Below are 20,702 nucleotides of genomic sequence, written 5' to 3' on the forward strand. Positions count from 1 at the left end.
GCCCGGGTTTTCGCCCGGCGTCAGGCCTCTTTTCGGCTCAGCGCGTACCGCTTCCGCACGTGCGGGTCGAGGTGGCGTTTGCGAAGGCGGATCGACTTCGGCGTCACCTCGATGAGTTCGTCCTCGCGAATGAACTCGATGGCCTCTTCGAGCGAGAGGCGGCGCGGCGGCACGATCCGCTCGAACGAATCGGCGGAGGCGGCGCGCATGTTCGTGAGCTTCTTCTCTTTGGTGATGTTCACCTCCAGGTCCACGTCGCGGCTGTTCTCGCCGACGATCATGCCGCTGTAGACCTCTTCCGTGGGGCCGACGAAGAGCTCGCCGCGCTCCTGAAGGTTGACCACGGCATAGCCGGTCACCTTGCCCCTTCGGTCGGCCACGAGCGCGCCCGTGGTGCGGTGCACGATCTCGCCCGCCATGGGACGGAAGCGGTCGAAGAGATGCGTCAGGATGCCGGTGCCTTTGGTGTCGGTCAGGAACTCCGTCCGGTAGCCGATGAGCCCCCGGCTCGGGATCTCGAACTCGAGCCGGACGCGCCCGGAGCCGTGGTTGATCATCTTCGTCATGACGCCCTTGCGCATGCCGAGCTTTTGCACGACCACGCCCATGAACTCCTCGGCCACGTCGATGAGCGCGATCTCGTACGGCTCGTGCTTCTTCCCGTCGATCTCCTTGATGATGACCTGCGGCATGCCCACGGTGAACTCGTACCCCTCGCGGCGCATCTGTTCGATGAGGATCGCCATCTGCAGCTCACCCCGCCCATAGACGAGGAAGCGGTCCGCCGAGTCCGTCTCTTCGATGCGCATGGCCAGGTTCGTTTCCGCCTCCTTGAGCAGCCGATCGCGGAGGTTGCGGGAGGTGACGTACTGCCCCTCGCGCCCGCTGAACGGTCCGTCGTTGATGCGAAACTCCATCGACATCGTGGGCTCGTCGACGTGGAGGGGCGGCAGCGGAAGCGGGTTCTCGGCGTCGGTGATCGACTCGCCGAGGCCGATGCCCGTCATGCCTGCCACGGCGATGATGTCGCCCGGCCCAACTTCGTCCACTTCCACGCGGTCGAGCCCTTCATAGACGAAAAGTCCCGTCACGGCGAGGATTTCCCGTGTGTCGTCGCGGTGGCAGACCATCACGCGGCTGCGGTTGCGGAGCGTGCCCTGTATGATGCGCCCGATGGCGAGCGGGCCGCGGTACGGATCCGGCTGCACGTTGGTGACGAGCGCCTGAAGCGGAGCCTCGGGGTCGCCGACGGGGGCGGGGACGGCTTCGAGGATGGCGTCGAAGAGCGGGCGGAGGTCCGTGAGGGGCGCGTCGAGGTCCGGCGTGCACTGTCCGTCGCGGGCCACGGCATAGAGGACGGGAAACTCGATCTGCGCCTCACCGGCGTCGAGGTCGATGAACAGGTCGTAGATCTCGTCGAGCACCTCGCGGGGACGGGCGTCCTGCCGGTCGATCTTGTTGATGACGACGATGGCGGGCAGCCCGAGCGCGAGCGCTTTCGAGAGTACGAAGCGCGTCTGCGGCAGCGGCCCCTCGGCGGCGTCGACGAGGAGCATCACGCCGTCGACCATGCGGAGCGTGCGCTCGACCTCGCCCCCGAAGTCGGCGTGCCCCGGCGTATCGACGATGTTGATTTTGACGCCCTCGTACGTGACGGCGGTGTTCTTCGCCATGATGGTGATGCCCTTCTCACGTTCGAGGTCCATCGAGTCCATCACGCGCTCCTGCACCTCCTGATGGGCGCTGAAGGTGCCGCTCTGCCAGAGCATGGCGTCGACGAGCGTCGTCTTGCCGTGATCGACGTGGGCCACGATGGCGATGTTGCGGAGGTCTCTGGGGGTCATCCGTTTCCTTGCTTTAACTCAAAATTTTACAAACGGAGACCCATAACCCCGCGAGACGCGAGATGTTGCCGGAGACCGCCCGCTCCCGCCCCGCCCCGGCGGCGAATTCACCCAAAGCGCACCCCTCACCCGGCGTGAGGATGCTTCTCGGCGGCGCGCAGTTGCCGCCCGTGCTCCTCGATGATGTCGAGCGAGAGCAGGGACTCGCGGACGAGCGCGAGCGCCCCGTATGCCAGGCACCCGATGCCCGCGCCGAGCAGGCCGAGGACGATCCACCGCGAGGCGTCCGACCACTCGAGGAAGAGGACGCCGAGCAGGCTCGCCAGCGCAAAGAGGGCCACGCACACGTAGAGCGCGACGAGCGTGTTCCGGAACAGGAACGCCCGCCGCATCAAGCGCCGCACCACGGCCTCCGAGGTCCGGCCCGTGTGTTCGAGGAGTTCGTGCATCTCGTCGTGGAGACGGTTGAAGCGGAACGCCGTGGAGAGGATGAGCAGCGCCACGCCGGGCAGGAGAATGAGCGGCGTCAGCCAGAGTCCGGTGAGGTCCATGATCGTGGAGCAAGAAGGAGCGGTCGGCGAAAAAGACGGGGGCGGGGGTCACATCGGGAGCGGTTCGTTCGTCCGGTCTGTGCCGGCCCGCATGGGTTAGGTGCAGCATCTCATCCAAACGTTAACGAAAGCCGCCATGCTCCCCCCTGATGCGCAAACGCCGCCGACGAGATCGCGCCGACGGTGGTCACCTGCCGCCAGGTCGCCTGCCGGGCGCGCCGCGTTCATTCCCGAAGCGCCAGCCGGACCATCTCGTCGGCGGACTGAAGGCCGGGATGTGCGCGAAGCACCTTCCGAAGGGCCTTCTCGGCGGCGGCGCGGGTGAGACCGAGCGTTTCGAGCGCCGCGAGGGCGTCGGCGCGCGCGGCGGCGAGGCTCTCCGAGCCGCCCCCGAGCGGCGCCGCGCCCGCCCCGCCGAGGTCGATCCGCGCCAGGCGGTCCCGCAGTTCGACGACCATACGCTCCGCCGTCTTCCGCCCGACGCCGGGGATGCGCGTGAGCAGGGACGGGTCGCCTTCGAGCACGCAGTCGCGTAGTTCCGCCGGGCGCATGGCCGAGAGCGCCGCCAGCGCCAGCTTCGGCCCGATACCCGAGACGCCGAGCATCGTCTCGAAGACGGCCCGCTCGGCCTTCGTCGTGAAGCCGAACAGGAGGACCGCGTCTTCGCGGACGTAGTGGTGCGTGTGGAGCGTCGCCGCCGCGCCCACGGCGGGCAAGGCCTCGTACGTGGACGTGGGGATCAACACGCGATACCCCAGCCCCTGCACGTCGAGGACGACTTCGGTGGGTTTCTTCTCGATGAGCTTGCCGGAGACGTAGGCGATCATTTCGGTGTTTGGGTGTGTGGAATGTGTGGGTGGGGGGGTCGAGCGCGTTTGAGCATGCCGGCCCATCACCGGCGGCTGAGCGTCAGGAGCGCGGCGGCGGCGACCGTGGTGAGCGCGGCGGAGACGAGGAAGGCCGCCGGCATACTCACGCCCTGCCAGAGCCCGCCGAAGAGGAGCGCGCCGGGGAGGGCAAGCAGCCCCGAGAGCATGTGATAGAGGCCGAAGGCCGTCGCTTTCTGATCGGGCGCGGCATAGTCGCCGATGAAGGCCCGCTCGGCTCCTTCGGTGAAGGCGGTCGCGGCGGCATAGACGAGGAAGAGCGCCCACGCGCCCGCGAGCGTCACCGGCACGAGCGCCAGCGCCGCCAGCATGGCCACGCGCCCGCCCCACCCGACGACGACCACCGGCAGCCGCCCCCACCGGTCGGACAGCTCGCCGCCGACGCCCACCACCACGGCCCGCACGCCATGCGCCGCCGCCCACAAGAGCGGCATCCACGCCGGCGCGACGCCCTGTTCGTTCGCCCAGAGCACGAGGAACGCGTCCGGCGCGTTGGCCAGCGCGAGGCCGCCCGCCGCCGCCACCATCGCTCGGAGCCGCCGGTCGAGGCCGCGCCACGAGAGCGGCGGCAGGACCTTCGGCTCCGCGCGCGGGTGGTCCTTCGGCAGCCCGCGCCAGAGGATCGCCAGAAGCACGACGCCGGGGATCACCGAGAGGAGGAACACGTCGCGCATCCCGACGCCGGACTGAAGGAGCGCGAACGCCGCCAGCGGCCCGAGCGTCGCCCCCGCGTGGTCCATCGCGCGGTGGAAGCCGAAGGCGCGACCCCGGTTCTCACGCCCCACCGCTGCCGAGATGAGCGCGTCGCGGGGAGAGGTGCGGATGCCTTTGCCCACCCGGTCGAGGAAGCGGAGGCCGAGCACCGTGCTCCAGCCCGTCGCCAGACCGATGAGCGGGCGCGCCACGTTCGAGATCCCATAGCCGCCGAGGACGAACGCCTTGGGGTTCCGCCGCCGGTCCACGGCGCGCCCCGAATAGAGCTTGAGCAGGCTTGCCGTCGCCTCGGCCACCCCCTCGATCAGTCCCACCACCGCCGGTCCCGCCCCCAGCGTCGCCGTCAGAAACAGCGGCAGGATGGGCGTGATCATCTCGCTGGCGATGTCATTGAAAAACGACACCAGCCCGAGAATGATGACCGTGCGCGGCAAAAAACGGCGTTTCATTGAGTCGTACGCTGAGGCGTTGAACGTTATAACGTCGTCCAAACGCATTACCGAACAAGCGCCTCACTTCCCCTCATACGGCGCGCCTTTCTCGATCCACGCCGGGGCGGGTGCGCCTTTGAGGTAATGATCGAAATACTGCTTCATCCGCATGGCCCAGTCGAGCTTGTTCGCATAGGTCGCCGGGTGATGATCCTCGCCCCGGTATTCGAGGAAGACCGACTCCTTGCCGAGGCGGCGGAGCGCAAGGTAGAGTTCGATGCTCTGATACCACGGCACCGCGCCGTCGTCGTCGCCGTGGATGATGAGGAGCGGGGTGTGGATGCGGTCGGCGAAGAAGAGGGGGGAGTTGTCGATGTACCGATCGCGGGCTTCCCACAGGCTCCCGCCGATGCGGCTCTGCGTCTTCTCATACTGAAACTGCCGCGCGAGCCCGCTTCCCCAGCGGATGCCGCCGTACGCGCTCGTCATGTTCGAGACCGGCGCGCCCGCGACGGCGGCCTTGAAGATATTCGTCTGCGTCACGACGAAAGCCGTCTGATAGCCGCTCCACGAGTGCCCGTGCAGCCCGACGGCGTCCGGGTCGGCCAGCCCCATGTCGATGAGCTTGTGCACGCCCGGCACGAGGGCCTTCGTCGCCGAAAAGCCGGGCCGTCCGATCTCGAAGCGCACGTCCGGGAGGAAGACGACGTACCCGTTCGAGACGTAGAGCGGGAAGCTCGGCCGGTGGTTCACCACCGGGTCGTTGAAATCGTGGAGGCGCTGCGACATGAACCGGTAGAAATACACGAGCACCGGATAGCGCTTGCCCGGCTCATAGTCGTCCGGCTTGATGACGACGCCCTGAAGCGGGAGGCCGTCGTCGCTCCGCCATTCGACGAGCTCCGAGGCGCCCCATGCGAAGGGGTCGCGCTGGGCGTCGAGGTCGGTGATGCGGCGCGGCTGTGCGAAAGCCGGATCGCTCACCCACAGATCGGGGAATTCGTCGTAATCCTCGCGGGTGAAGAGGTACACGTCGGCGTCCTTCGCCTTCGCGAGGAAGTCGAACTTTTTCTCTTCTTCGAGCAGCCGTTCGACGCCCGTCTCTCCGATGACCGCGCGATAGAAGCCGAAGTTTTTCCGCCGGTTGTGATACGAGGAGAGGAGCACCGATTCGCCCTCTTCGAAGAACGTTTGCTCGGGGTCGGTGCGGACGATGCGGAAGGTGCGTCCGGTGGCGCGGCCCTCGCCGCCGGTGAGGCGCGCGGGCGCGGAGCCGTCGGTGGGGAAGCGCCACACGTCGTACTTGTCGTTGATGAGCACGGCCCGGTCGCCTGCCACCCACCCGGCGACGCCATAGCCCGGCGCCTCGCTCGGGTAGTCGTGGTCCTCATTGGCAAAGGGCACGCCGAGGTCCTCGGTGAGGGTGCGCGTCGCGCCGCTCTCGACGTCGTAGAGGTACCAGTGCGGCGTTTTATAATAGGTCACGAAGCGTCCTTCCGGCGAGAGGCTCACCGCATTGCTCAGCTTCTCGGCGATCTTCGTCTTCGCGCCGTCGGAGAGGCGGATGACGTACGGGTCGAAGAAAAAGCCCTCCCACGTGCGCAGTTTGTAATAGGGGACTTCGGCGCGCCCGAGCATGACGCGGGCGTTCTCCGCCGTGCCCTGCCCCCACACGACGCGGTCGGCGAGCGGGACGACGCGCCCGTCGGCGCGGTGATAGACGGCCTCATACGTGCGATCGCGGCTCTGCTTCCACTGCTTTTTCTGGTTGGGGATGATGAGCGAGTCGTTCCAGTGCCACACGTCCACGGTGCGCTTTTCGAGGATCGCGTCCACGTCGTACGGATCGGCGGCGGTGGTGTCGTCGGAGGCTTCGTCCTCGTCGGGCCACACGGGGCGGAAGCCGAAGAAGAGGCGTTCGCCGTCTTTCGTCCACCGGAGGCTGTTTTTCGCGGGGAGGGTCCATCCGTCGGGTGCGTCTTCGGGCGTGGCGGCTTCGCGCGGGGCCTGGCCGTCCCACACGTACAGCGTGGCCGGGCCGGGCTCGCCGTCGGCGTCGTCGGTGGCGGCGAGGAAGGCGAGGCTGCCGTCGGCCTTGCTCCACGTCAGGCCGGCATAGTGGCCGCGCGGGCGGGCGTCGAGGGTCGTCGCGGGCGCGTCGGCGTCGCGGAGGTCGCGCACGTAGAGGCCGTCGCGGGCGCTGTCGCGGGCGGCGACGGCGTACGCCACGAAGCGCCCCGCCTCATCGAAGGCGAAGGCGCGCACGTCCGGAACGTCGATCTCGCGGCCCGTGCCGAGTTCGCGAAGCACGAGCGGCGCGCCGGGTTTGCGCTTGTCTTTCTCGCCTTCGGCCTGCGACGTGTCCTTCGGCGCGACGTGGAGCGCGGCCAGCCACGCGCCGTCTTTCGAGAAGGCGAACGACTCCACCGAGTCCACCATGACGACCTCGCCGTCGGCGGTGCGAAGCAGGGCCATGCCGGGCTTCGGCTTCTCCTTCGCGTCCCCGGCCTTCTCGGTCTCCGCGAACGGCGGTTCGAGGCGCATCGCCACCCACGCGCCGTCCTTCGCGATCACGGGCCGGCTGCCGCGCGGCACGACGTACCGGGCCTCACCCGCCACGGCCCGTACGACCGCCTCGCCGTCGCCCCGGTCGGGAGCGGCGGTGAAGGCGAGCCACGCGCCGTCGTCCGAGATCACAGGGTCGTCGATGGTTTGAAAGCGCATCAGGTCGGTGAACGTGAGGGCGCGTTTTTCCTGGGCGAGGAGCGGGTGCGCCAGGCAGAGGGCGAGCGCGAAGATCGGCCACAGACGGCGCACGCGCGGGAAGCAAAACGGGTTCATGAGCGGGGAAAACTGCGTGGGACGGATCGAGGGCAGGGGAAGAGAATAAACCCCGTCGCCCGGATGCGCAAGAAAGACCCGTGACCGGTGCGGGATTCCCCGGCCGTTGCCTTGACATTTCATCGTGAAAACCTTTACATACGGGCGACCGCACCAGCCTTGCGGTCGTCCGGTCTCCCCTTCCGCCCCGCGCGTTCCGCGCCGCCCCCTTGCCGGAACGCCGCCCCAACCCGCGAATCGTATGGATCGATCCCTGAGCGCGCGCCTGAGCCTGATGATGTTCCTTCAGTTCTTCGTCTGGGGCGCGTGGTACACCACGGTCGCCGTCTACATGAACAACCACGGCATGGGCGACCTGACGCACTGGCCGTACACGGTCAACCCCATCGCCGCCATCGTCGCGCCGTTCTTCCTCGGCCTCGTCGCCGACCGGTACTTCGCCACGGAGAAGGTGCTCGGCGTGCTCCACGTGCTCGGCGGGGCGGTCATGCTCGTGACGCCGCAGACGAGCGGGACGCCCGTCGTGTTTATCCTCATGCTCCTGCTCTACAACCTGTGCTACATGCCCACGCTCGGGCTCTCGAACTCGCTCGCCTTCCACCACATCGAAGATCAGGAAAAGCAGTTTCCGCGCATCCGCGTCTTCGGCACGCTCGGGTGGATCGTGGCGGGGCTCTTCGTGAGCTTCGTGCTCGGGCGGTTCGTGGCCGAAAACGTCTTGCCCGAACAGACGGCGCTGCCGCTCTATACGACGGGCTTCGCCAGCATTTTGCTCGGCCTCTACAGCTTCACGCTCCCGCATACGCCCCCCGTCGCCGCCGGCCAAAAGGTCTCCCTTCGAAGCATCCTCGGTCTCGACGCCTTCGAAAAGCTCGGCAGCAAACCCTTCTATATCTTCATCGTCAGTTCGCTGCTGATCTGCATACCGCTGGCGGCCTACTACAACTTCACGCAGATCTTCCTCGAAGCCACCGGCTTCAAGAACATCGCCGGGACGCAGACGCTCGGGCAAATGTCGGAGGTGATCTTCATGTTGCTCATGCCGTTCTTCTTCATCCGCCTCGGCGTAAAGTGGATGCTGGCCGTGGGCATGGGTGCGTGGGTGCTCCGGTACGTGCTCTTCGCCGTGGCCGCCCCTGCCTCGGTTTTCTGGATGATCATCCTCGGCATCCTCCTCCACGGCATCTGCTACGATTTCTTCTTCGTCACCGGCCAGATCTACGTAGACAAAAAATCGACGGCGGACATTCGCGGGCAGGCGCAGGGGTTCCTCGTCTTCATCACGTACGGCGTGGGCATGCTCATCGGGGCGCAGGTGGCGGGCAACCTGTACAACGTTTTCCTCGGGGACGCGGGCGCGCTCACGCTCGATCAGTGGCAGAGCTTCTGGTTCATCCCCGCCGCCTTCGCCGCCGCCGTGATGGTCTTCTTCATCCTGACGTTCAACGACCGGGTCGCGCCCGAGGAGATCGCGCCGATGGCGCAGCCCGCCTCGGAGACACCGGTCGAGCCTGCTCCGTGACGCGCGATGCGCCGGGGCGCGCGCCCTCATCAACGTTCAACTACCCAACCTCCCAACCTTTCTCATGAACCGAAGAGAAGCCATCAGGCGGGTGGGTCTGCTCTGCGGCGGCGCGCTCTATGCGCCCGCGGTGGCGAGCCTGCTCTCCGGCTGCCGGACCGACGGCGCGGCGGCGTTCACGCCGCGCACCCTCACGCCCGAGCAGAACGACCTCGTCGTCCACCTGACCGAGATGATCATCCCCGCCACCGACACGCCGGGCGCGAAGGCTGCCCGCGTCAACGCGTTCATCGACCTCATCCTGACCGACTGGGCCCCCGACGCCGACCGCGAGCACTTCCTCGCCGGTCTCGCCGGCGTGGACGCCCGGAGCCGGGAAGCGCACGGCGTCGCTTTCCTCGAAGCCGCGCCCGAAGCGCAGGTCGCGATGATGCAGGCGATGGAGCAGGAGGCGCTCGCCGCGCCCCCGAACGAGGCCCTGCCGCCGTTCTTTGCCATGCTCAAACAGTTGACGCTCCTCGGCTACTACACCTCCGAGATCGGCGCGACGCAGGAGCTTCAGTGGCTGGCCGCGCCGGGCCGATACGACGGCTGCCTCCCCCTCGAAGAAGTCGGGCGCGCCTGGGCCTGAGGCCGCACACCAACGCTCCGAGCCGCGCGCGAGACCCACGGAAACGCGGGCGACTCCTTTCAAACCAGATCAGAGATCATGTTCGAAAACATTCACATCCAGGCGCGCGAGGAATACGACGCCATCGTGGTCGGCTCCGGCATCACCGGCGGGTGGGCGGCGAAAGAGCTGACCGAGAAAGGGCTGAAGACGCTCGTGCTCGAACGCGGGCGCAACATCGTCCACGGCAAGGACTACATCACCGAGCACAAGGGCAACTGGACGTTCAAGTTCCGGGGCCTCGGCGATCGGAAGAAGCTCGAAGCCGAGTATCCGGTCCAGAGCCGAAGCGGGCCCGTGCGCGAGGACAACCTCCACTTTTTCATCAAAGACAAGGACTATCCGTACGTCGAGGTCAAGCCGTTCACGTGGGTTCAGGGCAACCAGCTCGGCGGGCGTTCGCTCACCTGGGGCCGGCAGTCCTACCGGTGGAGCGACCTCGACTTCGGGGCCAATCTGCGCGAGGGCATCGCCGTAGACTGGCCGGTCCGGTATAAGGAGATTGCCCCGTGGTACGATTACGTGGAGGATTTCGTGGGCATCAGCGGGCAGCCGGAGCGGCTCCCGCAACTGCCCGACAGCCGCTTCCTCCCGCCGATGGCCCTGAACTGCGTGGAGCAGAAGGTGCGCGACGACATCAAGGCGCATTTCCCCGAGCGGACGATGACCATCGGGCGCACGGCCATCCTCACGCGGCCCCACCGGGGGCGGGCGGCGTGTCACTATTGCGGCCCGTGCTCGCGCGGATGCACGCCCGGCGCGTACTTCTCCAGCCTCAGCTCGACGCTCCCCGCCGCCCGCGCCACGGGCAACCTCACCATCCGCCCCCACAGCCTCGTCCACAGCATCATCTATGACGAGGAGAAGGACCGCGCCACCGGCGTCCGCGTCATCGACGCCGAGACGAAGGAGATGACCGAGTACTTCGGACGCATCATCTTCCTGTGCGCCTCCACCCTCAACTCGACGAAGATCCTGCTCAACTCGAAAACGTCGCGCTTCCCGAACGGCCTCGGCAGTTCGAGCGGCGAGCTCGGCCACAACCTCATGGACCACCACTTTCAGGTCGGCGCTTTCGGGGAGATGCCGGGCTTCGAGGACAAGTACTATTTCGGCGTGCGGCCCAACGGCATCTACATCCCCCGCTATCGCAACATCGACGCGAAGACGAAGCAGGCCGACTTCGTGCGGGGCTATGGCTATCAGGGCGGCGCGAGCCGCTCGAGCTGGCGGCGCGGCATGGACACCCCGGGCTTCGGCGCGGACTTCAAGCACGGCCTCCGCGAGCCCGGCCCCTGGCAGATGTTTCTCATCGCTTTCGGCGAGATGCTCCCGCGCCACGAGAATCACGTCTCGCTCGACCCCGAGCGCACCGACCCGTGGGGCATCCCGCTCCTTCGCATCGACTGTTCGTATGGCGAGAACGAGATGGCGATGCGCCGGGACATGGCCGTACAGGCCGCCGAGATGCTCGAAGCCGCCGGGTGCCGAAACATCGAGACGTACGACCGCTACGTCGAGGGCGGCCTCGGCGCGGAGCCGGGTCTCGGCATCCACGAGATGGGCACCGCCCGCATGGGCCGCGACCCGAAGACCTCCGTGCTCAACGCCCACAATCAGGTCCACGACGCCCCGAACGTCTTCGTCACCGACGGCGCGTGCATGACCTCCTCGGCATGCCAGAACCCCTCGCTCACGTACATGGCCCTCACCGCCCGCGCCGCCGACTACGCCGTGGCCGAGATGAAACGCGGCAACCTGTGACCCTTTAATCCTACCCCGATGAACCGACGAACGTTCATACAAGCTTCGGCCGCCGCACTCGGTGGACTGGCGATCGGAGGATGCGCCCGCGAGAACACCGACGCCGCCCGCGAGGCCGACATACCCGGCCACCGGCTCGAACGCATCGGCCTTCAACTCTACACCGTGCGCTCACTCCTGGAGCAGGACTTCGCGGGCACGCTCGAAAAGGTGGCGGAGATCGGCTATAAAGAGGTCGAGTTTGCCGGGTATTACGGGCACGGCCCCGACGACGTGAAGGCGCTGCTCGGGCGGCTCGGCCTCGCCGCCCCCTCCACACACGTGCTCCTCGACGCCCTCGCGCCCGACGCGCTCGAGGCCACCGTGGCCAACGCCGTCGCCATGGGGCACCGGTACCTCGTGATGGCCTGGCTCTCGGAAGACCAGCGCGCCTCGCTCGATGACTACCGACGCCATGCCGGCCTGTTCAACCGGGCGGGCGAGGCGTGTCGCGAAGCCGGGCTTCAGTTCGCCTATCACAACCACGACTTCGAGTTCATGGACCTCGACGGTGTGCGCCCGTACGACCTCCTCCTGGCCGAGACCGACCCGGACCTCGTCCGGATGGAACTCGACCTGTACTGGATCACGAAGGCCGGAGCCGACCCTCTGGACTACTTCGAGCGCCACCCGGGGCGCTTCCCGCTGTGCCACGTGAAGGACATGGCCGCCGACGGCGAGATGACCGAGGTGGGCGCGGGAACGATCGACTTCGCGAGCCTCTTCGCCCATGCGAGCGAGGCCGGGCTGACGCACTATTTCGTCGAGCACGACCACCCCGCCGACCCGCTCGCGAGCATCTCCGCGAGCTTCGCGTACCTCAGTAAACTGACGTTTTGATATCCGTTCAAACGTTCGAAGGTCGAACGTTTACCCCTCCCCTAACGCACATACGAATGCCTCTCGGAAGAAAACTGCGGTACGGAATGGTCGGCGGCGGGCCGGGCGCGTTCATCGGAGCCGTCCACCGGCGGGCCGCCGCGCTCGACGGCGAGATGGAACTCACGGCGGGCGCGTTCTCCTCGGACCCCGCCCGGTCCCGGCAGATGGGCGCGGAGCTTTTCCTCGACCCGCGCCGCGTCTATGACTCGTATGCAGAGATGGCCGAGCGGGAAGCCGCGCTCCCGGCGGACGAGCGCATCGACTTCGTGTCCATCGTCACGCCGAACCACCTGCACTTCTCCGCGGCGAAGGCCTTCATCGAGGCGGGCTTCCACGTGGTCTGCGACAAGCCCATGACGACCACGCTCGAAGACGCCGAGGCGCTCTGTCGCCTCGTGAAGGCGCGCGGCGTAGTCTTCGCGCTGACGCACAACTACACCGGCTACCCGATGGTCAAACAGGCGCGCGCGATGGTGCGCGAGGGCCGGATCGGCGCGGTGCGGAAGGTCATCGTCGAATACCCGCAGGGGTGGCTGGCGCAACCCATCGAGCGGGAGGGACAGAAGCAGGCCGCCTGGCGCACCGACCCGAAGCTGGCCGGCGCGGGCGCCCTCGGCGACATCGGCACGCATGCCGAGCACCTCGCGCGATACGTGACCGGGCTGGAGATGGAGGCCCTCTGCGCCGAGGTGACGACCTTCGTCGAGGGGCGCGCCGTCGATGACGACGTGAGCATGCTCATCCGCTACGTGGGCGGGGCGCGCGGCCTCCTCCACGCCTCCCAAATCTGCGTGGGAGAAGAGAACGGCCTGAACCTTCGCGTCCACGGCGCGGAAGGTTCGCTCCGGTGGTTTCAGGAGAAGCCGAACGTCCTGTATCACCGCACGGCGGACGGTCCCGAACGGATCCTCAAACGCGGCAATGCCTACCTCGCGCCCATCGCCGCGCACAACACGCGCCTGCCGCCCGGTCATCCCGAGGCGTTCTTCGAGGCCTTCGCGAATGTTTACCGGAACGCCGGGCGCACCATCGCCGCCCGCCTCGCCGGAGCGGAACCGCACCCGTTCGACCTCGACTTCCCGACCGTCGCCGACGGCGCCGTGGGCGTGCACTTCATCCGGAACGCGCTCGAGAGCGGCCGCCGCCGCGCATGGGTGGATGCCCGCTACATTCCGCCCGCCTGACCGCGCTCCGGGGAGGATTGTTTTCCCCTTTTTCGGTACTTTGCCGGAAACGCTCTCCTCCCTTCCTCCTTCTGAAAGCCCCCCCTCCGACATGGGACGTCCCGTCACGCTTTTCACAGGCCAGTGGGCCGACCTTCCGCTGGCGACGCTTGCCGAGAAAGCCGCCTCCTGGGGCTATGACGGCCTCGAACTCGCCTGCTGGGGCGATCACTTCGACGTGCGCCGGGCGCTCGAAGACGACGCCTATTGCGCGGGCCGCCGCGACCTCCTCGCCCGGCACGGGCTGGAGGTGTATGCGATCTCGAACCACCTCGTCGGGCAGGCCGTGTGCGACCTCATCGACGCGCGGCACGAGGCCATCCTGCCGCCGCACGTGTGGGGGGACGGCAACCCGGTGGGCGTGCGACGCCGCGCCGCCGAGGAGATGCAGGCCACCGCCCGCGCCGCCGCCCGCCTGGGCGTGAAGGTGGTCAACGGCTTCACCGGAAGCAGCATCTGGCACCTGCTCTACGGCTTCCCCCCCGTCAGCGAGGCCGCCATCGAAGCAGGCTTTGCCGACTTCGCCGCGCGGTGGAACCCCATCCTCGACGCCTTCGATGAGGCGGGCGTCCGCTTCGCCCTCGAAGTGCATCCGACCGAGATCGCCTTCGACCTCGTCACCGCCGAGCGGGCCGTCGAAGCCGTCGGCTCCCGGGCCGCCTTCGGCTTCAACTTCGACCCGAGCCACCTCGGCTATCAGGGCGTCGATTACGTGGCGTTCCTCGAACGTTTCGCCGACCGCATCTATCACGTGCACATGAAAGACGTGTGGTGGTCGCACACGCCGCGCGGCTCGGGCGTCTTCGGCGGGCACCTGCCCTTCGGCGACCGCCGCCGCTTCTGGGACTTCCGCTCGCTCGGACGCGGCTCCATCGACTTCGAGGAGATCCTCCGCATGCTCAACCGCATCGGCTATGACGGCCCGCTCTCGGTCGAGTGGGAGGACAGCGGCATGGACCGCGAGCACGGCGCCGAGGAGGCGTGCGCCTTCGTCCGCGCCGTCGACTTCCCGCCCTCCGCCGTAGCCTTCGACGCCGCCTTCTCCGAGGGTTAGCCCCGGCGCCCCCCTCTTCTCCCGGGGTTCGTCCATCCGGCGCAAGGGGAGCCGCGCCCGATAAAAGCCGGCCTCGGCGGGGTCGAGGTCGAAGCGCTCCACCCCTTCCCGAACGCATTCCCCCGAAAAATGAACGCCCCGTCTCTTCCCGAAAAAGCCGCCACCGTGGTGATGTTCGTGTTCTTCGTATACGCGACGGTGGTGCAGTTCAACGATCCGGACCCCTTGATCTGGGCGCCGATGTATGGGATCGCCGCCCTCCTTTGCGCGGGCTACCTCACGGGCCGTCTGCCCGTACGCGCGGCGGGTGTGTACACGGGCCTCGTGGTGGTCTATGCGCTGTACCTCGCCTTCCGTCTGGCCTCGCGGCGCCTCTTCTTCGACGAGCACGAGATGGCGGGCATCGTCGAAGAGGGGCGCGAGATGCTCGGCCTCGTCATCGTCGCCGCGTGGACGGGCTTCATGACGTGGCGCACGCGCCGGCGGGAGCGGACGACCGGGGTGGGGTAACCCTCACCGCACCCGCACGACGCGGCGGACGGCGCGGAAGCCTTCGCCCGAGGCGCGGATCACGTACACGCCCGACGGCAGGCCCTCGCCCGCGAGCGTGAACGCCCGCGTCGCGCCGCCCGGAAGGACGCCGTCGAACAGCCGCACCGCCTCGCGCCCGAGCGCGTCGTAGACGCCGACCTTCACGCGGCCCGTGCGCGGCGGCGTCAGGGTGAAGGCGGCGGACGTGGAGAAAGGGTTGGGGTGCGGCGGGGAAAGGACGGACGCGGATGCTTCCGGAGGAAGAGCGACGGCCGTAGGCGTCGCGGCGGGGACGTCGAGCGCGAGGGCGGCGGGGAAAGAGAGCCCGACGGGCACCACCGTCTCGATGCCGCTGCCGTCGGCGAGCAAGGCGCGGAGGATGACGCCGGGCTCGGGCGTCGTCCGGTTCTCGGACCAGTACACGAAGCCGCGCGCGACGTCGAGGGCGAGGCCCCACGGTGCGATGAGGGCCGTCTCGGGCACGAGGTCCTCCACCGCTGCGCCGTCGAGCGTCGCCCGCCGGATCCAGCCCCGGCCCGCCGCACCCGTATCCGACCAGTACATGCGCGCGTTCGTCGTGTCGAGCGCGAGTTCGGTCGGGTGGATCAGCCCTTCGGAGACGAGGGTCTCGACGTCGGCGCCGTCGAGCGTCGCCCGCCGGATCTTCACCGTCACGAGGCCGTCCGTCTCTTCCTCGGCCACCCAGTACAGCTTCCCCGCGGCGGCGTCGAGGGCAATCTGTGTGGGCCGTTCGCCCACGAAACGCATCACGTCCGTCGCCTCCGTGCCGTCGAGCGTCGAGCGCCGGATGACTTCACCGTCGGACCAGTACATGAAGCCGCCCGCCGGATCGAGCGCAAGGTCTATGACGGCTTCGAGGCCGCCGGTGACGAGGTCCGCCACGTCCATTCCGTCGAGCGTCGCCCGCCGGATCACGTGGATGCCGGGATCGGCCCAGTACAGCTTCCCGCGATCCGCATCGATGGCGAAAGGGATGACCCCGCTCCGACCGCCGGGAAAGACGACCACGTCCTCGACGTTGACCCCTTCGAGGTCGGAGCGCTGAATCTTGTCTGCGCCGAGATCCACCCAGTACAGCCGTCCCTCGTCCGTCTGTCCCCACGCCGCCGTGGCGAAGCACATGAGGATCACAGCCGGCATCAGGGTTCTCGCACGCATCCTCATGGTCCTTCTTCGTTTGCCCCGGGCAAGCATCGCGCGCGCCGTAACGCGGACGGGAGCCGTCTCCACAAACCGGTCGCCCCCGGAGCGCGAAGCTTCGCCGGAAAAGGCCTTTCGCATCAAGGGGCGAGTGACGTATACTTTTGAATCATTAGCCGTTCCCCGCCGCGTTTCCAACTTTTCATCCATCCCGAGAACCCTCATGTCCAACGGAACCGCCGTCCGCCCCGTCAAAGTCGCCGACTGGCGCACGCTCGAAGACCGCGCGCCCGCCCATGCCCTCGTCGCCAACGTCGACCTCGTCGTCATCCGGTACGGCGACGAGGTCTCCGTGCTCTATGGCCGGTGTCTCCACCGGGGCGCGCTCCTCGCCGACGGTTTCGTCGACGGGCACAACCTGATCTGCGGCGTCCACAACTGGGATTACCGGTATGACACGGGCGTCAGCGAATACAACAATGCCGAGGCGCTCCACAAGTTCACCGCGTGGGTCGAGGACGACGCCGTCTTCGTGGACGAGGCCGAGGTCGCGGCCTGGCACGACGCGCACCCGCAGGCCTACCGCCGCGACGAATACCTCGGCCCGTATGCCGACCTCCACGGCGCGCCCGAGGAGCCCTTCAACCATTACATCGAGGAATTGGCGAAGAACGGGCTGAAGAACTTCGGCCACCACGGGAAGGTCTCCGCGATGGGGGTGCCGTTGACCGAGTTGCCCCGGTGGGCCGACCTTCAGATCCTCACCGGACAGCTTGCCCGTCGCCCGCTCCTCGACGACGCGCCCGTGGGCACGGACCTCATCGTCGGGCCGAACGCGAAGAAGCCGCTCCGCCTCGCCATCCCGCTCTTCGTGAGCGACATGAGCTTCGGCGCACTGAGCGAGGAGGCCAAAATCGCCCTTGCGATGGGCGCCGAGATGGCGGGCACGGGCATCTGCTCGGGCGAAGGCGGCATGCTCCCCGAAGAGCAACAGGCCAACTCCCGGTATTTCTATGAACTCGCCTCGGCGCGTTTCGGATGGAGCCTCGACAAGGTCCGGAACGTGCAGGCGTTCCATTTCAAGGGCGGACAAGGGGCGAAGACCGGCACGGGCGGCCACCTCCCCGGCGCGAAGGTGACCGAGAAGATCGCCGCCGTGCGCGGGCTCAGGCCCGGCAAGCCCGCCATCAGCCCCGCCACGTTCCCCGACCTCGTCACGCCGGACGACTTCCGCGCCGTCGCCGAGGCGGTGCGCGACGTCACCGGCGGCATCCCCATCGGCTTCAAGCTCTCGGCCCAGCACATCGAGGCCGACCTCGACTTTGCCCTCGCCGTCGGCGTCGATTACGTCATCCTCGACGGGCGGGGCGGGGCCACCGGCGCCGCCCCGGAGATCTTCAAAAACAACATCTCCGTCCCGACCATCGCCGCGCTCGCCCGCGCCCGCCGTCACCTCGACGCCCGCGACCGTCGCGACGTGACGCTCATCGTCACGGGCGGGCTGCGCACCGAGAGCGATTTCGTGAAGGCGCTCGCGCTCGGAGCCGACGGCATCGCCGTGGCCAACGCGGCGATCCAGGCCATCGGATGCCTCGCCATGCGCGCCTGCCACACGAACAACTGCCCCGTCGGCATCGCCACCCAGCGCGAAGACCTCCGCGCCCGGCTCGAGATCCACAAGTCCGCCCTCCGCCTGAAAAACTACCTCACGGCGACGGTCGAACTGATGAAGGTGCTCGCCCGCGCGTGCGGCCATCACCACCTCCGCAGTTTCTCCCCGGACGACCTCACGACGTGGAAACGCGACATGGCGTATCTTTCGGGCGTCCGGTATGCCGGCGTCGTCCCCCTGTAGAGCGTCCCGTGCTCGCCCGCGGGGTTGGGAAATCCGGTTTCCGGTCGATAGTCAACCCAGGGCGTATGCCGTAAGGGGCTCCTTCGAAATACGCGCGACGAAATCCGATCCCAAGAACCCATGCCTCCGGCATTCGTACGTCCCGAGAGCGCAAACATGAACGACACGATCCGATGGAGTCCATCTCCGTGCCCGAGTGGAAACGGGCCGTCATCAAAGTGGGAAGCGCGCTCATTGCGCCGGAGGGGCGGGGGTGCAGCACGAAGCATCTGTTGCCCATCGCCCGGTTCATCATCGAGAGCCGCAACCGGGGGCGCGAGGTGATCCTCGTCTCGTCGGGGGCGGTGGCTGCCGGGCGCTCCTTGAAGCCCGGACGGGGCGGCGCGCCGCGGTCGATCCCGGAGAAACAGGCCCTCGCCGCCCTCGGGCAGCCTCTGCTCATGGCCTCGTGGAGCCGCTTCTTCGATTTCCCGTGCGCCCAGCTCCTGCTCACGTACGACGACCTGCTCAACCGTCACCGCTTCGTCAACGCCCGGAACACGCTCCACGAACTGCTCCGGCTCGACACGATGCCCGTCGTCAACGAGAACGACACGGTGGCCGTCGAAGAGCTGAAGGTGGGCGACAACGACAACCTCGCGGCTCACGTGGCCGTGCTCGCCGGGGCCGACCTGCTCGTCATCTGCAGCGACGTCGACGGCCTCTTCGACGCCGACCCGCGCGCGAATCCGGACGCCCGCCACATCCCCGTCGTGGAAACCATCGACGCCGATATTTACGCGCTCGCCGGAGGCAAAGGCGGGCCGCTCGCCACGGGCGGCATGCGCACGAAGCTCGAAGCCGCCGACAAAGCCACCGCGCGCGGCATCGACACGATCCTCGTCAACGGCACGAGGGGCGAAAACTTCGAGCACTTGCTCAAGGGCGTCCTCCACGGCACCATCTTCTACCGCCGCCAGGCGCCCCTGACGGCCAAAAAACACTGGATGCTCCACACGCTTCCGAGCACGGGCCGCATCGTGGTGGACGAAGGCGCGGCCCGGGCGCTCCGCTCGAAAGGCGCTTCGCTCCTGCCCTCCGGCATCGTCGACGTCGAGGGGCGCTTCGCCGCCGGGGACGCGGTGGAGATCGTGCGACGGCGGGCGGCCGAGGCGCTTCCCATCGCCAAGGGCATCACGCAGTACGGCGATCAGGAGCTGCTCCGCATCCGGGGACGCCACAGCCGCGACATCGAAGAGGCCCTCGGCTACGTCTATACCGACGTGGTCATCCACCGCGACGACCTCGTGCTCATCGAGACACCGTGAGCGCCCGCGCGGAACGCCGCCCCCTCCCGGCGCGCGCTCCCGCGCCCCCATGCTCATAACATCGACGAAAGGATATGATCGAACAAAACCTCACGACCGAACTCGAAGACCGCGTGCGGGCCTGCCGGGCGGCGGCGCGGCCGGTGGCCAAGCTGAGCACGGCGGCCAAGAACCGCGCCCTTCACGCCATGGCGGACGAACTCCTCGCCTCCGAGGCCGAGATCCTCGCCGCCAACGCCGTGGACGTGGAACGGGCGAAGGCAAACGACCTCCCGGCGGCGATGGTGGACCGCCTCGCCCTCGACCGGAAGCGCCTCACCGGCATGGCCGACGCCCTCCGCGAGGTGGCCTCGTTCGACGATCCCGTCGGCGAGATCACCGAGACGTGGCGACGCCCCAACGGCCTCGAAGTGGGCTATATGCGCATCCCCCTCGGCGTCATCGCGATGATCTATGAGGCGCGCCCGAACGTCACCTCGGACGCCGCCGGGCTGTGCCTGAAGGCCGGCAACACGGTGGTGCTCCGGGGCGGCTCCGAGGCGTTCCACTCGAACCAGGCCGTCGCCGCGGCGCTCCATCGGGGCCTCGAACGCGAAGGCCTCCCGCCGGCGGCCGTCACGCTGCTGCCCACCACCGACCGCGCCGCCATCACCGAACTGCTCACGATGAACACGCTCATCGACCTCGTCATCCCGCGCGGCGGCGAGGGGCTCATCCGGTACGTGGACGAGCACAGCCGCATCCCCGTCATCAAGCATTACAAAGGCGTGTGCCACCTGTACGTGGACGAGGACGCCGACCTCGACGCGGCGCTCCGCCTGCTCATCGACGGGAAGACGTCGCGGCCCGGCGTGTGCAATGCGCTCGAAACGCTGCTCGTCCACGAGGCCGTCGCCGAAGCGTTTTTGCCGATGGCCGCCGAAGCGCTCCGGACGCGGGGCGTCGAACTGCGCGGATGCCCGAAGACACGGGCGCTCGTGCCCGACGCCGCCGAGGCAACCGACGACGACTACTTCGCCGAATACCTCGCGCTCATCCTCGCCGCCCGCGTCGTGCCCGACTTCGAGGCGGCGCTCGACCACATCGCCCGCTACGGCTCGAACCACACCGAGGTCATCGCCACGAACCACCTCGGGCGCGCCCGCCGCTTCCAGCGCGAGGTCGACGCCTCCGTCGTGCTCGTGAACGCCTCCTCCCGCTTCTCCGACGGCGGACAACTCGGCCTCGGCGCCGAGATCGGCATCTCGACGACGAAACTCCACGCCTACGGCCCGATGGGCCTCGAAGCGCTCACCACACGCAAGTTCGTCGTGATGGGCGAGGGACAGACGCGCCACGCGGTCGAATGATCGCCGGCGAAACACGACGACCGCCACCGGGCGCATGGACCCGATGGCGGTCGTGACCGGGAAGGCGCTCGTCGCGC

Annotated in this window: 16 protein-coding genes; 10 read left to right on the forward strand and 6 right to left on the reverse strand. The window is 68.0% G+C overall.

What is annotated here, in order from left to right; all coding sequences use genetic code 11:
* Window positions 1-20: 20 nt before the first annotated feature.
* From typA to AC1HIY_RS01360, 5 genes are all read right to left on the reverse strand, one after another.
* Entirely contained in the window at window positions 21-1,844 is a 1,824-nt protein-coding gene (gene typA / locus AC1HIY_RS01340; RefSeq protein WP_479574900.1) for a translational GTPase TypA, read from the reverse strand.
* A gap of 125 nt (window positions 1,845-1,969) precedes the next feature.
* Window positions 1,970-2,395: a DUF2721 domain-containing protein gene (locus AC1HIY_RS01345; protein WP_479574901.1), complete on the reverse strand. Its 426-nt coding sequence runs from the start codon at window positions 2,393-2,395 to the stop codon at window positions 1,970-1,972.
* 224 nt (window positions 2,396-2,619) lie between these two features.
* A complete protein-coding gene (ruvA, locus tag AC1HIY_RS01350) occupies window positions 2,620-3,222 on the reverse strand; it encodes a Holliday junction branch migration protein RuvA (protein WP_479574902.1) in 603 nt (200 codons plus the stop codon).
* Window positions 3,223-3,287: 65 nt separating this feature from the next.
* A complete protein-coding gene (locus AC1HIY_RS01355) occupies window positions 3,288-4,445 on the reverse strand; it encodes an MFS transporter (protein ID WP_479574903.1) in 1,158 nt (385 codons plus the stop codon).
* Window positions 4,446-4,508: 63 nt separating this feature from the next.
* The gene (locus tag AC1HIY_RS01360) at window positions 4,509-7,268 is read right to left on the reverse strand and encodes a S9 family peptidase (RefSeq protein WP_479574904.1); all 2,760 of its coding nucleotides are present in this window, start codon (window positions 7,266-7,268) and stop codon (window positions 4,509-4,511) included.
* A 241-nt stretch (window positions 7,269-7,509) separates the two neighbouring features.
* Here AC1HIY_RS01360 and AC1HIY_RS01365 point away from each other — a divergent pair, with 241 nt between their 5' ends.
* The 7 genes from AC1HIY_RS01365 to AC1HIY_RS01395 all read left to right on the forward strand — a co-directional run bounded on the left by AC1HIY_RS01365 (window position 7,510) and on the right by AC1HIY_RS01395 (window position 14,932).
* Window positions 7,510-8,790, forward strand: a complete 1,281-nt coding sequence (locus AC1HIY_RS01365) for a nucleoside permease (RefSeq protein WP_479574905.1) — start codon at window positions 7,510-7,512, stop codon at window positions 8,788-8,790.
* A gap of 64 nt (window positions 8,791-8,854) precedes the next feature.
* Entirely contained in the window at window positions 8,855-9,421 is a 567-nt protein-coding gene (locus tag AC1HIY_RS01370; protein ID WP_479574906.1) for a gluconate 2-dehydrogenase subunit 3 family protein, read from the forward strand.
* A gap of 78 nt (window positions 9,422-9,499) precedes the next feature.
* A complete protein-coding gene (locus tag AC1HIY_RS01375; protein WP_479574907.1) occupies window positions 9,500-11,224 on the forward strand; it encodes a GMC oxidoreductase in 1,725 nt (574 codons plus the stop codon).
* Between the two features lie 18 nt (window positions 11,225-11,242).
* On the forward strand, window positions 11,243-12,103 hold the full coding sequence (locus AC1HIY_RS01380) for a sugar phosphate isomerase/epimerase family protein (RefSeq protein ID WP_479574908.1): 861 nt from the start codon (window positions 11,243-11,245) through the stop codon (window positions 12,101-12,103).
* Window positions 12,104-12,159: 56 nt separating this feature from the next.
* A complete protein-coding gene (locus tag AC1HIY_RS01385; RefSeq protein WP_479574909.1) occupies window positions 12,160-13,329 on the forward strand; it encodes a Gfo/Idh/MocA family protein in 1,170 nt (389 codons plus the stop codon).
* A gap of 91 nt (window positions 13,330-13,420) precedes the next feature.
* Window positions 13,421-14,422, forward strand: a complete 1,002-nt coding sequence (locus tag AC1HIY_RS01390; protein ID WP_479574910.1) for a sugar phosphate isomerase/epimerase family protein — start codon at window positions 13,421-13,423, stop codon at window positions 14,420-14,422.
* Between the two features lie 129 nt (window positions 14,423-14,551).
* On the forward strand, window positions 14,552-14,932 hold the full coding sequence (locus AC1HIY_RS01395) for a transmembrane 220 family protein (protein ID WP_479574911.1): 381 nt from the start codon (window positions 14,552-14,554) through the stop codon (window positions 14,930-14,932).
* A 3-nt stretch (window positions 14,933-14,935) separates the two neighbouring features.
* On the opposite strand, the gene AC1HIY_RS01400 is transcribed toward AC1HIY_RS01395, so the two are convergent.
* Complete coding sequence (locus AC1HIY_RS01400; protein ID WP_479574912.1) at window positions 14,936-16,132, reverse strand: hypothetical protein; 1,197 nt, start codon at window positions 16,130-16,132, stop codon at window positions 14,936-14,938.
* Between the two features lie 205 nt (window positions 16,133-16,337).
* Between AC1HIY_RS01400 and AC1HIY_RS01405 the strand changes: the two genes are divergently transcribed.
* From AC1HIY_RS01405 to AC1HIY_RS01415, 3 genes are all read left to right on the forward strand, one after another.
* Entirely contained in the window at window positions 16,338-17,969 is a 1,632-nt protein-coding gene (locus tag AC1HIY_RS01405; RefSeq protein WP_479574913.1) for a glutamate synthase-related protein, read from the forward strand.
* 182 nt (window positions 17,970-18,151) lie between these two features.
* On the forward strand, window positions 18,152-19,276 hold the full coding sequence (gene proB, locus AC1HIY_RS01410; RefSeq protein ID WP_479574942.1) for a glutamate 5-kinase: 1,125 nt from the start codon (window positions 18,152-18,154) through the stop codon (window positions 19,274-19,276).
* Window positions 19,277-19,350: 74 nt separating this feature from the next.
* Entirely contained in the window at window positions 19,351-20,625 is a 1,275-nt protein-coding gene (locus AC1HIY_RS01415; protein WP_479574914.1) for a glutamate-5-semialdehyde dehydrogenase, read from the forward strand.
* Window positions 20,626-20,702 lie beyond the last annotated feature (77 nt).

This window comes from Rhodocaloribacter sp. (assembly GCF_056451265.1).